General features: G+C 59.5%; 11 protein-coding genes. All 11 read right to left on the bottom strand.

Features of this window, described 5'->3' with window-relative positions; genetic code table 11:
- Positions 1–83 precede the first annotated feature (83 nt).
- The 11 genes from der to pepB (AB5Z09_RS13700) all read right to left on the bottom strand — a co-directional run bounded on the left by der (position 84) and on the right by pepB (AB5Z09_RS13700) (position 12,340).
- Complete coding sequence (der, locus tag AB5Z09_RS13750) at positions 84–1,580, bottom strand: ribosome biogenesis GTPase Der (RefSeq protein ID WP_043823902.1); 1,497 nt, start codon at positions 1,578–1,580, stop codon at positions 84–86.
- A 74-nt stretch (positions 1,581–1,654) separates the two neighbouring features.
- Positions 1,655–2,839 (bottom strand): outer membrane protein assembly factor BamB, encoded by a 1,185-nt coding sequence (gene bamB / locus AB5Z09_RS13745; RefSeq protein ID WP_064339985.1) that lies wholly within the window; start codon positions 2,837–2,839, stop codon positions 1,655–1,657.
- Entirely contained in the window at positions 2,832–3,482 is a 651-nt protein-coding gene (locus tag AB5Z09_RS13740) for a tetratricopeptide repeat protein (RefSeq protein ID WP_021229680.1), read from the bottom strand. Before AB5Z09_RS13740 ends, bamB begins: the two co-directional genes overlap by 8 nt.
- A 3-nt stretch (positions 3,483–3,485) precedes the next feature.
- Positions 3,486–4,763, bottom strand: a complete 1,278-nt coding sequence (gene hisS / locus AB5Z09_RS13735) for a histidine--tRNA ligase (RefSeq protein ID WP_005351051.1) — start codon at positions 4,761–4,763, stop codon at positions 3,486–3,488.
- A 138-nt stretch (positions 4,764–4,901) separates the two neighbouring features.
- The gene (gene ispG / locus AB5Z09_RS13730) at positions 4,902–6,017 is read right to left on the bottom strand and encodes a flavodoxin-dependent (E)-4-hydroxy-3-methylbut-2-enyl-diphosphate synthase (RefSeq protein ID WP_005333801.1); all 1,116 of its coding nucleotides are present in this window, start codon (positions 6,015–6,017) and stop codon (positions 4,902–4,904) included.
- Between the two features lie 10 nt (positions 6,018–6,027).
- A complete protein-coding gene (gene rodZ, locus AB5Z09_RS13725; protein ID WP_368195499.1) occupies positions 6,028–6,996 on the bottom strand; it encodes a cytoskeleton protein RodZ in 969 nt (322 codons plus the stop codon).
- Positions 6,986–7,777: a PilW family type IVa pilus biogenesis/stability lipoprotein TapF gene (gene tapF / locus AB5Z09_RS13720; protein WP_085943024.1), complete on the bottom strand. Its 792-nt coding sequence runs from the start codon at positions 7,775–7,777 to the stop codon at positions 6,986–6,988. Before tapF ends, rodZ begins: the two co-directional genes overlap by 11 nt.
- 11 nt (positions 7,778–7,788) lie before the next feature.
- Entirely contained in the window at positions 7,789–8,892 is a 1,104-nt protein-coding gene (locus AB5Z09_RS13715; protein WP_005344856.1) for a bifunctional tRNA (adenosine(37)-C2)-methyltransferase TrmG/ribosomal RNA large subunit methyltransferase RlmN, read from the bottom strand.
- A gap of 167 nt (positions 8,893–9,059) precedes the next feature.
- Positions 9,060–9,488 carry a nucleoside-diphosphate kinase gene (gene ndk / locus AB5Z09_RS13710; RefSeq protein ID WP_005333805.1) on the bottom strand — a complete coding sequence of 143 codons (429 nt, stop codon included), beginning with the start codon at positions 9,486–9,488 and terminating at the stop codon, positions 9,060–9,062.
- Between the two features lie 267 nt (positions 9,489–9,755).
- Complete coding sequence (gene pepB / locus AB5Z09_RS13705; RefSeq protein ID WP_323887764.1) at positions 9,756–11,039, bottom strand: aminopeptidase PepB; 1,284 nt, start codon at positions 11,037–11,039, stop codon at positions 9,756–9,758.
- Positions 11,036–12,340, bottom strand: a complete 1,305-nt coding sequence (gene pepB / locus AB5Z09_RS13700; RefSeq protein WP_213388146.1) for an aminopeptidase PepB — start codon at positions 12,338–12,340, stop codon at positions 11,036–11,038. The genes pepB (AB5Z09_RS13705) and pepB (AB5Z09_RS13700) overlap by 4 nt, the downstream gene beginning before the upstream one ends.
- Positions 12,341–12,370 lie beyond the last annotated feature (30 nt).

The raw sequence follows: 12,370 nt of genomic DNA, 5'->3' as shown, positions 1-12,370 counted from the left end.
ATGGCAGATCCCCCTCCCCTTATTCCTCACCTTAACATGGCGAGGATAACAAAGCGGCTGCCGGTGAGGGCAGCCGCAAGGACTTATTTCTTCTTCATCTTCAGCAGGCGTTTGCGCTGACGTTCCTGACTCAGGGTCATAGTGTTCTTCTTCCCTTCAAACGGGTTGACCGACTCCTGGAACTCGACCCGGATCGGCGAACCCATGATCTTGAGGGACTTGCGGAAGTAGTTGATCAAATACCGCTTGTAGGAGTCCGGCAAGTCGTTCAGCTGGTTGCCGTGGATCACGATGCGCGGCGGGTTGTAGCCACCGGCGTGAGCATACTTGAGCTTGACGCGGCGACCATTGACCATCGGCGGCTGGTGATCTTCCTGCGCCATCTGCATGATGCGGGTCAGCATGGCCGTGCTGGTACGACGGGTGGCGGACTGGTAAGCCTCCTGAATGGATTCAAACAGATGGCCGACACCGCTGCCGTGCAGGGCGGAGATGAAGTGGACGCGAGCGAAGTCGATGAAGCCCAAGCGACGATCCAGCTCGTTCTTCACATCCTCTTTCACCTTCTGATCCAGACCATCCCACTTGTTCACCACCAGCACCACGGAGCGACCGGCGTGGAGCACATAGCCAAGGATGCTCAAGTCCTGATCGGTGATGGTCTCCTGGGCGTCGATCACCAGCAGGCAGACGTTGGCATCTTCGATGGCTTTCAGGGTCTTGATAACGGAGAACTTCTCCACCGTCTCGTGCACCTTGCCACGACGACGCACACCGGCGGTGTCGATAACCACATACTTCTGCTCGTCACGCTCCATCGGAATGTAAACGGAGTCACGGGTGGTGCCGGGCATGTCATAGACGATGACCCGATCTTCACCCAGCATACGGTTGGTCAGGGTAGATTTACCGACGTTGGGACGACCAACGATGGCGAACTTGATGGGCAGGTCGGCAAACGGGGTCTCCTTGGTGTCCTCTTTGGTATCGAGTTCACCGGCAGCCACCATGCGCAGCAGGGCTTCTTCGTCGAAGTCCTCCTCTTCCTCATCCTGCGCATCTTCATCGGTAGCGGCGTCGACCAGGGTCTCCAGATGGGGAGCCAGGGCCAGTTCCAGCAGGCTCAGCACGCCACGACCGTGGGCGGCCGCGATCTGGTAGACCTCGCCCAGCGCCAGACCGTAGAACTCGGAGACCGCGGAATCACCGTCGATACCGTCGGTCTTGTTGGCCACCAGAAATACCTTCTTGTGGGCCTTGCGCAAGTGCTCGGCAATGGCTTGATCCGCCGCGGTCAGACCGGCACGGGCATCCACCATGAACAGCACGACGTCCGCTTCTTCGATGGCCAGCAGGGATTGCTCGGCCATCTTCAGCTCGATCCCCTCTTCGGTGCCATCGATACCGCCGGTATCGACCACGATAAATTCCAGCTCGCCCAACTTCGCCTGACCGTATTTACGGTCCCGGGTCAGACCGGGAAAATCGGCAACCAGGGCATCCCGAGTACGGGTCAAGCGGTTAAACAGGGTGGATTTCCCCACGTTGGGGCGGCCCACCAGGGCTACTACAGGAGTCATAAAAGCCTCATTCTCAAGACGACAAAGGCTCCGGGTCCGAAGACCAGGAGCCGGATATTCACATTATCGGACGATCAAGGACGCTTTAGCGCGTACAGCTTGCCGCCACGGCTCTGCACATACAGGGTCTCGCCATCCACCAGCGGGGCGGCGTAGAGACCACTGCTATCGAGCTGCTGCATCGCCTTGATGGTACCGTCGGTACGATCAAGCCAATACAGGTATCCTTCCACATCACCCACCACCACATAGTCACCGAAGATGACAGGTGCAGTGACGGTACGATTTTCCAGCTGGGTGTTGGACCACAGCTCCAGACCGTTGCGACGGTCGATGGCAAACAGGTGGCTGCGACTGTCGGTCAGCACGATGGCATTGCCAGTCATCGCCAGATCGCGATAGCCGGAATACTTGCGCTTCCACACTTCATCGCCGGTCATCAGTTTGCGCGCCATCAACTGACCGTTGTAGGCGATGGCGTAGAGCTCATCACCGGCGATCAGCGGGCTGGCATCGACGTCCACCATGCGGTCCAGCTCGGTAGCACCGCGCGGATCAGCCACCTTGGACTGGCGCACAGGCTGGCCATTGCTCAGCAGGGCGATGCCCACCTTGCCATCGGCACGACCGTAAATCACGGCGCCGTTGGTGATCACCGGTGCACCGGCACTGCGCAGGGTCAGCGGCGGCTGCTCTTCGGAGAGCGACCACTGCATCTTGCCTTCGTCGGTATCGAGCGCAATCAAGCGACCGGAGGTGGTCAACACCACCACGCGGCCATCTTCCACCGCGGGGCTTGCCACCACTTCGCCGGGCACATTGGTCTGCCACAGCACTTCGCCATTCTCTTCGTTCAGGGCGTAGACCACCCCGTTCTCGGAGCCGAGGAACAGCTTGCCGTAACGGGAAACCAGGCCGCCGGAGAGACGAGCGCTACGCTTGTCGGCGTTGACCGGCAGGTCGGCCAGATCAACAGTCCAGAGGCGATCGCCACTGGCACGGTCAAAAGCGCTGACATCGCCGTCGCGGGCCGCCGCGTAGATACGATCCTCTTCCACCACCGGCTTGAGCTGGGAGTAGAAGTCACCGATGCCATCACCCACAGTGGATGACCATGCGGTGTCGGCAGTGAAGGCAGATTCAACCTTGGGCAGCGGCGCCATCGGGTTGAGATCCTCTTCGGAACTGAACAGGGAACAACCCTGCAGAGCGAAGGAGACCGCAGCCCCCAGCGCCACCATCTTGAATAGATTACGCATCCGGTGCCTCACCAGTCGCAACGGCCGGCAGGGCCAGATCGTCCATTTTCAGCTTGAGCTCGGCGCTACCCTGCAGGCCACCGGCATCCGCCGCCGCCTGATAGGCATCACGAGCCTCTTCGGTCTTGCCCTGCTTTTGCAGCACATCACCACGGGCTTCGGCTACCTGCGCCTTGAAGGCCTCATTCTGGATGGTCGCCAGCTTGGCCAGCGCTTCATCTGCCTTGCCCTGATCATTCAGCACACGGGCCAGACGCAGCGCCGCGATGGGACGAATGCTCTCGTCACCCGTGGTCGCCACCAGCTCCAGCTGCTCGGCAGCCAGATCCAGCTTGCCCGCCTTGACGGCAGCGGCAGCCAGTTGCAACGCGGCCAGTTCACCGTAGGAGTCACCCTTGTTGGCAGTGACAAACTGCTGTGCCTGCTCGAAACCGGCGGCATCGCCCTTGGCCAGCTGCTCAATCACCTGGTTGTAAGAGTGGGAGGAGGCCTCCATGGTCTCTTGCTGGTGCTGGTTGTAATAGCGCCAACCGAACAGACCGACCAGACCGATCACGGTCCCGGCAATCACCGAGGTTCCGTTCTCTTTCCACCACTCCTTGATAACCTCAACCTGTTGTTCTTCGGTGGTATAGACTTCCACAGCTTACTCTCCTTTGGCTGCCAGCAGGGCAATGGCGGCGTCAACCTTGACGGTCTGTTGCTCGGCCTGACCACGCAGATATTTGATAGTGATCTCCCCGTTTTGCACCTCGGTCTCACCAAGGATCAGGGCGATTGCCGCGCCGCTCTTGTCGGCACGTTTGAGTTGTTTCTTGAAGTTGCCACCACCGCAGTGGCTCATCAGGCGCAGGTCCGGCAGGGCATCGCGCAGACGCTCGGCCAGCTGGAAGCCAGCCTGTTCGGTCCCCTCGCCCACCATCGCCAGATAGACATCCACCGCCGGGCGGATATCGGCGTTGAGCTCGAGAGTTTCCAGCATCAGCACCAGACGCTCCATACCCATGGCAAAGCCCACGGCCGGGGTCGGTTGACCGCCCAGCTGCTCTACCAGACCATCGTAGCGGCCACCGGCACAGACGGTGCCCTGGGCACCCAGACTGCTGGTGACCCACTCGAACACGGTCAGGTTGTAGTAGTCAAGACCACGCACCAGACGCTCGTTCACTTCGTATTTGATACCGGCAGACTCGAGCAGGCGCTTGAGCCCCTCGAAGTGAGCCAGGCTCTCTTCGCCCAGATGGTCGAACAGACGCGGGGCACCCGCCAAAATGGCCTGCACCTTTTCATCCTTGGAGTCGAGCACCCGCAGCGGGTTGCTGTACATGCGGCGCTGGCTCTCTTCGTCCAGCTGCTCCTTGTACTGCTCCAGATAGGCCACCAGCGCATCGCGGTAAGCGGCACGCTCGGCGCTCTGACCCAAGGTGTTAAGCTGCAGGGTGACATGCTCGCTGATGCCAAACAGACGCCACAGACGGTGGGTCAGCATGATCAGCTCAGCGTCAATGTCCGGCCCGTTGATGCCAAACAGCTCGACACCGAACTGGTGGAACTGGCGATAACGGCCCTTCTGGGGACGCTCGTGACGGAACATGGGGCCCATGTACCACATCCGGCGTTCCTGGTTGTAGAGCAGACCGTGTTCGATACCGGCACGGACGCAGCTGGCGGTCCCTTCCGGACGCAGGCTCAGGCTGTCGCCGTTGCGATCTTCAAAGGTGTACATCTCTTTTTCGACCACGTCGGTCACTTCACCGATGGCGCGCTTGAACAGATGAGTCTGCTCGACAATCGGCATGCGCACTTCGCTGTAGCCATAACTGGCAACGACCTGGCGCAGGATCTGTTCAACCTTCTGCCATACCGGGCTCTGCTCCGGCAGGCAATCATTCATACCGCGAATAGCTTGGATCTGTTTTGCCACGTTGATACTCGAGAAAAAGAGGTAAAATTTGGCCGCATTATAGGGATTTTCCCCCCCAAGGTAAAATCAGGGAATCCGGATGCGGGATTTAAAATCAGTCACCTGGAAAAAGGGCCACCCAATGTGGCCCTGTTTCGCTCACTCCTTGTCCATCGGGATCCGGTTGGCGGGATCCAGCATGGCGGCGCGGGCGCGAATGCGGCGCTCCAGAGTTGGAATGAGATCCTTGTTGTCGAGCCGATCGACCCGCTGGCCCCCCTCATAGAAGGCACTCTTGTTGGCGGCACCCGCCAGACCAAGGTCGGAGACCAGCGCTTCGCCCGGCCCATTCACAACACAACCGATGATGGAAACATCCATCGGAGTGATGATGTCTTCGAGCCGCTCTTCCAGAGCATTGACGGTGGCGATCACATCGAACTCCTGCCGTGAGCAGGATGGGCAAGCGATAAAGTTGATGCCACGGGAGCGAATACGGAGGGATTTGAGGATATCGAAACCGACCTTCACCTCCTCCACCGGATCCGCCGCCAGCGAGATACGCAGGGTATCGCCGATGCCGTCGGTAAGCAGCATGCCCAGACCGATGGCAGACTTCACCGCGCCGGCACGGAAACCGCCCGCTTCGGTGATGCCAAGGTGCAGCGGCTGTTCAATCTGCTTGGCCAGCAGGCGATAGGCACCGACTGCCAGGAACACATCGGAGGCCTTGACGCTCACCTTGAAATCCTGGAAATCGAGGCGATCGAGGTAGTCCACGTGACGCATGGCGGACTCCACCAGCGCCTCCGGGGTCGGCTCGCCGTACTTCTCCTGAATATCTTTCTCCAGCGACCCGCCATTGACCCCGATACGGATCGGGATATTGAGGTCGCGTGCACAATCGACCACCGAGCGCACCCGCTGCTCATTGCCGATGTTGCCCGGGTTGATACGCAGGCAGTCGGCACCGTACTCGGCCACTTTCAGGGCGATGCGATAGTCGAAGTGGATATCGGCAACGATGGGGATGCGGGTCTGCTGTTTGATCAGCCGGAAGGCTTCCGCCGCTTCCATGGTGGGCACGGAGACACGGACGATATCGGCACCGACCCGCTCGATCCGCTGGATCTGCTCGATGGTGGCGGCGACATCTGTGGTCTTGGTGTTGGTCATGGTCTGCACGGTAATGGGGGCGTCGCCCCCAACCGGTACATTACCAACCATGATCTGTCTGGATTTACGACGAATGATGGGTGATTCGTGAGAAGACATGGGAAACAGATTACTCCTGCGGCAGTGAGAAGCGGGCTGTACGACCGTTGTTGTAACGGCTCATATCAAACGACTGACCCTTGTAGTCAAGCTTGACGGCCATGGGCGCGCCAATGATGAACTTCAGGGGCTCGGCGCCTTCCAGCACCAGCTCGTCGTTGGCCTTCTTCAGACCACTGAACAGGGTCTTGCCGTTGGCATCCTTCACATCCAGCCAGCAATCGGCGGTGAAGCTCATCTTCAGTTGCGGCGCAGTCGCCGGATCAACGACAGCCTCTTCAGATTCAGTGCCATTGGCACCGGATACTGCAGCATCGGTTGCAGTGCCAACAGCCGCACTGACATCGGTCGGGGCAACAGCCGCAGAAGCAGGCGCCAGGGTAGCAGACGCATCAGAGACCACTACAGGGGCAGCCACATCCGTGGCGGCCGGTACGATGGCTGCGCCTTCCACCGGGGCGGTGTTGATCGCATCGGGCGGCGTGATAGCAGGTTCAGCCGGAGTCGAACCGGTTGCACTCATCTCGGTGGCTGCCAGCGCTTCATCACCGGCGGAGCGACGGGAAGTACTCTGCCACCACCAGGCGACCGAGAGCGCAATCAACACCAGGATCACCAGCCAGGTCACCACCTTGAGCCGACTGTCGTTGGCTTGCTGGCGGGAGCGACGGGAGAAGCTCTGCATGTCGATATTGTCGGGAGGAGTCAGACCCAGCTTGTCGTAAGCAGCCAGAATGGTCTCGTCGGGGATCCCGACCAGCTTGGCATAGGTACGCAAATAACCCCGAATAAAGGTGTGGGACGTGTGCTTGTCGTAGGTATCCGATTCGATAGCGGCGATCAGGGTCAGACGAAGGTGAATGCGGGACGCAACCTGTTCTCGTGTCCAGCCAAGCTGTTCACGGGCGTTGCGCAGCAATTGGCCTGGGCCTACTGCCTGGGAGTCGTCTTGGAAATCGTGTTGCTGTTCAATAGTCATTGGCTAAATAACGCTTGGCTTGTTGCGAAGTGGGATATTGCCTTACCAGCTCAGTCCCGAATTGGTGAAGTAATGCCGGCTTGTCCATCGCCTGTGCCAGCCGAAGTCTCAACCAGAGACTCTCCTCGTTCTCGTCTGACACATCGGCAAAACGGGCGAGGTAGGACTGCACATCAGGCAGCTTGCCATCTTTCATGGAAAGCTCGGCCAAGTCCAGCAATAACCCTGGATTGCGGGGATTATACCCCAAGGCCAGGCGATAGTACTCGCCTGCTTTATCATTTCTGCGATTTTGCAGCGCACAAAGTGCCGCATTTTCATAGGTATCGGCAATTTTTACGTAGCCTGGCTGAATAACAGCCTGGTTGAACGCCTGATCTGCCTCGGCATACCTGCCGCGATCACAGAGGAAGGCACCATAGTTGTTCATTGCGTCAGCATTGGACGGATCCATGGCAAGGGCGTTCTTGTAATGGGTCTCGGCCGCCTTGAAATCCCCTACCTTCTGGTAAAAGTAGGCAAAACCGATCTGGATCTGGGGGTTGGAGGGGTCATACTGGAGGGCGCGGTCAAGATTGAACTTGGCCTGCTCGGCGTTGCCCTGACGCAGGTACTGGATACCCAGGTCGAGGCGGGTTTGGGCAGCCGCCTTGAGGTCAGGACCCACTTCACGCTGGGTCGAGTTCTGGCCAGCGTAAGTGGTCTCGGTCACACAGCCTGGCAGCGCGCAGAGCGCTGCCACTACGATCAATGTACGTGTATCCATTCCCTGTCTATACAATGGCTTAGCATTTAAACCATTTTGACGGAAATCCCATCCTGTTGCATCCGATTTTTGATAGTTCGCTTGGTACGGTCAATCACGTCACCCACCAGCTGACCACAGGCGGCATCGATGTCATCACCACGGGTCTTGCGGACAATCACGGTGAAACCGTACTCCATCAACACCTTGGAGAAGCGATCGATACGGCTGTTGCTCGGCTTGCCGTAAGGGTTGCCCGGGAAGGGGTTGAACGGGATCAGGTTGATCTTGCTCGGAGTGTCCTTGAGCACCTTGGCCAGCTCGTGAGCATGCTGCATATCGTCATTGATATGATCGAGCAGCACATACTCGACTGTCACCCGACCACCGTTGGCATTGGATTTGGCCAGGTAACGACGGACACCGGCGAGGAACTCCTCGATGTTGTACTTGTCGTTGATCGGCATGATCTCTGAACGCAACTTGTCGTTCGGGGCGTGCAGGGAGATAGCCAGCGCCACGTCGATCTGGTCACCCAGCTTGTCCAGCGCAGGTACCACGCCAGAGGTGGAGATGGTCACCCGGCGCTTGGAGATGCCAAAGCCGTAGTCATCCATCATCAGACGCATGGCGGGCACCACGTTGGCGAGGTTGAGCAGCGGCTCGCCCATCCCCATCATCACCACGTTGGTGATGGGACGCTTGCCACCGACCACGCGGGCCGCACGCCACACCTGACCGATGATCTCGGAGACTTTCAGATTGCGGTTGAAGCCTTGTTGAGCCGTGGAGCAGAACTTGCACTCCAGCGCACAGCCAACTTGAGAGGAGACGCAGAGGGTTGCGCGGTCATCTTCCGGGATGTAGACGGTCTCTACCTCCTGATCGCCCACCTGCAGAGCCCACTTGATGGTGCCATCGGCAGAGCGCTGCTCGCGGCTGATCTCGGGCGCCTTGATCTCGGCGATCGCCTTGAGGCGCTCTTTGAGCACCTTGTTGACGTTGGTCATCTGATCGAAATCATCACACCCAAAGTGATAGATCCACTTCATGACCTGATCTGCCCGGAATGGCTTCTCGCCCAGTTCGACGAAAAAGGCACGCATGGCATCCCGATCAAGATCCAGCAGGTTGATTTTTGTTTCGCTCATCAATGGCCTCAGTTCAAACACTTCATCAATTATTGGCTGACGACGTCAGGGGGCGGCATTGTACAAATAATGGGTCTGGCTTTCCACCTGGAGAATAGAGGGATATTGCGTAAACGGCGAAAACAACAAAGGGAGCCGAGGCTCCCTTGGGTCATCATCCACAAAAATCAGCCGCGCGGGCAGATCTCGTTGTCAGAGAAGAAGTAGGCAATTTCGCGGGCAGCGGATGCCGGAGCATCAGAGCCATGCACTGCGTTGCGATCGATGCTCTCGGCATAACAGGCACGCAAGGTACCAGCCAGCGCCTCTTTCGGGTTGGTAGCCCCCATGATCTCGCGATTGCGACGGATGGCGTCTTCACCTTCCAGCACCTGCACCATGACAGGGCCAGAGGTCATGAAGCTGACCAGATTGTCATAAAAAGGCTTGCCCTGATGCTCGGCATAGAAACCGGCAGCCTGTTCACTGCTCATGTGCAGCATTTTGGATGCCACCACTTTCAAGCCTGCGCTTTCGAAACGGCTATAGATGGCACCGATCAGGTTCTTGCTGACAGCATCCGGTTTGACGATAGAGAAGGTACGTTCGATGGCCATTGATATCTTTCCTTAACTACAGAGTTTTATTGTTAGAATCCATGTTTGCTGGCGATTATACGTAAACAAAAACCGGAAAAACACACAAACAAGCAACTTTTTATTAAACATCACTCCCTTGCAATCAACATCCATACTCATCTTGACCGAGCAGAGCCGGAAAATATGTGCGCTTGCGCACGATAGTTACCTTAAGCCGCCAAAACCCCATCTTTTGTTCACAATTCGAACAGCATGAAAAAGGCACCCGAAGGTGCCTTGTCTCGCCTATTTGGCTTCCGCCAGCAAGGCCCGCGCTATGGTGCGCATCCCCAGGGTATTGGCTCCCGGCGCCCAGAGGGCATCGCCGTTGTCACTGAAGCAGGCGGCCAGATCGATATGCAACCAGCCCATCCCCTCGTTGGCAACGAAACGGGAGAGGAAACCCGCAGCGTTGGAGGCGCCACCCGGCCCGCCCCCCTTCACCGGACGGCTGTTGGCCGTGTCGGCGTAATGGGAGGGGCACTGCTGGCGGTGCCAGGGCTCCAGCGGCAGCGGCCAGGCAGGCTCATGCTCGGCATCGGCATAAGTCATGGCCCGGCTTACCAGCCCTTTATCGAGGCCAAACAGGGCATTGTAGCGCCCACCCAGCGCCATCACAGCAGCGCCGGTCAGGGTCGCGGCATCGATGATCAGCGGTGCGCCGGACTCGCTCGCCAGTTGCAAGCCATCGGCCAGTACCAGCCGCCCCTCGGCATCGGTATTCACAATCTCGACCGTGGTACCGTTCTTGTAGGTGAGGATGTCGCCCAGCTTATAGGCGTGGCCGGAAACCAGGTTCTCGGCGCAGCAGAGGATCAGCTTCACCCGCTTGTCGAGCCCGCGCAGCATGGCCAGCGCCAGCGCACCGGTGACAATCGCCGCGCCCCCCATGTCGCACTTCATGGTGAGCATCCCCTCGGAGCTTTTCATGGAGTAGCCGCCGGAGTCAAAGGTGATCCCCTTGCCCACCAGCGCTGCCGCTACCGGCGCCTTGGGGTCACGCCCTGGGTTGAAGTCGAGCTCCAGCAATACCGGTTCGCGCGCACTGCCGCGGCCCACCTGATAGAGACCGACCCAGCCCGCCTGTTGCAGCGCTTCGCCTTTCAAAATGCGATGACTCACCTTGTCCGGCGCCAGCTCGGTGATAAATGAGGCCGCTTCCACCGCCAGCTCCAGCGGGCCCAACTGCTCCGGGGTGGCATTGGTCATCTCGCGCACCCAGCGGCCGCAGAGCCAACGCGCTTCCAGCTCCTCTCTGTCCTCTTCCGAGGACATGGCCCACTGCAGTTGCACCTCCGCCTTGGGGGTTTGCAGCCCTTGGGCAAAAGCCCACTGCTGTTCACGCTCCCAGTGACCAGCCAGGGTCACTTTCTGGATCCCCTGCTGGCAGAGGCGACGGGCCGCCTGCTGGATATCGAGCAGCGGATTGGCCGTCACCAGATGGATCACCATGCCGTCGGCACGGTGAGAGAGCAGCGCCCCCTCCCCCCACTCGACCGGTGCAAATTCACGACTTAACCAGACATTCATGCGGTCACCTCCTGCAGCCAACGTGCGATGGTGCGCAGACCGTGCCCCTTGGCACCGGTCGCCCAGAGATCGTTGCCCGATTTCTGATAAGAGGCCGCCAGATCCAGGTGCACCCAGCCCTTGCCCTCATCGCGCACGAAGCGGGAAAGGAACGCTGCAGCCGTGGTGGCACCGGCCGTACCTTCGGCTGAGGCGACGTTGCCCAGATCGGCAAAGGCCGAGGTGAGCTGGCTGGCATGCCAGGGTTCCAGCGGCAGCGCCCACGCCTGTTCGTTTTCCACCTTGGCGGCGGCCAGCGCACGCAGCTGTTCGGTCTCATCGAGGGCAAACACCGCATTGTAGTCGCGGCCCAGCGCCATCTTGGCGGCGCCGGTCAGGGTGGCTGCGTCAAGGATATAAGCTGCACCGCTGTCGGAGGCCGCCATCAGGCCATCGGCCAGCACCAGACGACCTTCCGCATCGGTATTCTGGATCTCGACCGAGATGCCGTTCTTGTAGGTGAGGATGTCGCCCAGCTTGAAGGCGTGGCCGGAGACCAGGTTCTCGGCGCAGCAGAGAATGAGCTTCACCCGCTGGTTCAGACCGCGGCTGATAGCCAGCGCCAGCGCGCCAGTCACCATAGCCGCGCCGCCCATATCGGACTTCATCGGCAGCATGTTGTCAGAGGACTTCATGGAGTAGCCACCGGAATCAAAAGTGATCCCCTTGCCCACCAGCGCCGCCACCACGGGCGCATTGCGATCACCGGTCGGGTTGTAGTCGAGCTCCAGCAGCACAGGCTCGCGCTCGCTGCCACGGCCAACCGACCAGATCCCGATATGGCCGGACTCGCGCAGCGCTTCACCGGCGGTGATGCGAGCTGTAACCTGATCCCCGGCCAGACCACGAATGAGCAACAGGGCCGATTCCGCCAGACTCATGGGGTAGATCTCTTCCGGACAGCCATTGGTGATGTCACGTACCCAGCGAGCCGCCTTGAGCAGCGCATCCAGTTCACGGGCTTCCGCGTCGCTCTGCTGGCCGAAATCCAGTTCACGCGCACCCTTGGCGGCGTAGAACCCCTGGGCGAACGCGTAGCGACGCTCCAGATCCCACCCCTCACCAGCCAGCGTCACCCGCTTGATCCCGCTCGATTCGAGGCGACGGGCGGCGCGCTGAACGGTACGCAGAACATCCTTCTCCTGACCGGCGGCACCAAGATGGATCAGTGCCTCGTCGCCATTGAAACTGAGCTGGGCGCCCTCGCCCCAATAAGCGGCCGCAGCCTGGGTGGATAACGCTACCTTCATCATGTCAGCCATCGTGTTTGCTTCCTTTTTACTGGCACTATG

This window comes from Aeromonas sp. R2-2, assembly GCF_040908355.1.
Classification (GTDB): Bacteria; Pseudomonadota; Gammaproteobacteria; order Enterobacterales; family Aeromonadaceae; genus Aeromonas; species Aeromonas veronii.
Note: the sequence above shows the minus strand (reverse complement) of the source record. Positions and strands in the feature narration are given on the sequence as shown.

Excerpts from the sequence above, each read along its gene's own strand:
- ndk (WP_005333805.1), bottom strand. The coding sequence starts at position 9,488 with ATGGCCATCGAACGTACCTTCTCTATCGTCAAACCGGATGCTGTCAGC.
- AB5Z09_RS13715 (WP_005344856.1), bottom strand. The coding sequence starts at position 8,892 with ATGAGCGAAACAAAAATCAACCTGCTGGATCTTGATCGGGATGCCATG.
- rodZ (WP_368195499.1), bottom strand. The coding sequence starts at position 6,996 with ATGACTATTGAACAGCAACACGATTTCCAAGACGACTCCCAGGCAGTA.
- bamB (WP_064339985.1), bottom strand. The coding sequence starts at position 2,839 with ATGCGTAATCTATTCAAGATGGTGGCGCTGGGGGCTGCGGTCTCCTTC.
- pepB (WP_323887764.1), bottom strand. The coding sequence starts at position 11,039 with ATGAATGTCTGGTTAAGTCGTGAATTTGCACCGGTCGAGTGGGGGGAG.
- pepB (WP_213388146.1), bottom strand. The coding sequence starts at position 12,340 with ATGGCTGACATGATGAAGGTAGCGTTATCCACCCAGGCTGCGGCCGCT.
- ispG (WP_005333801.1), bottom strand. The coding sequence starts at position 6,017 with ATGTCTTCTCACGAATCACCCATCATTCGTCGTAAATCCAGACAGATC.
- der (WP_043823902.1), bottom strand. The coding sequence starts at position 1,580 with ATGACTCCTGTAGTAGCCCTGGTGGGCCGCCCCAACGTGGGGAAATCC.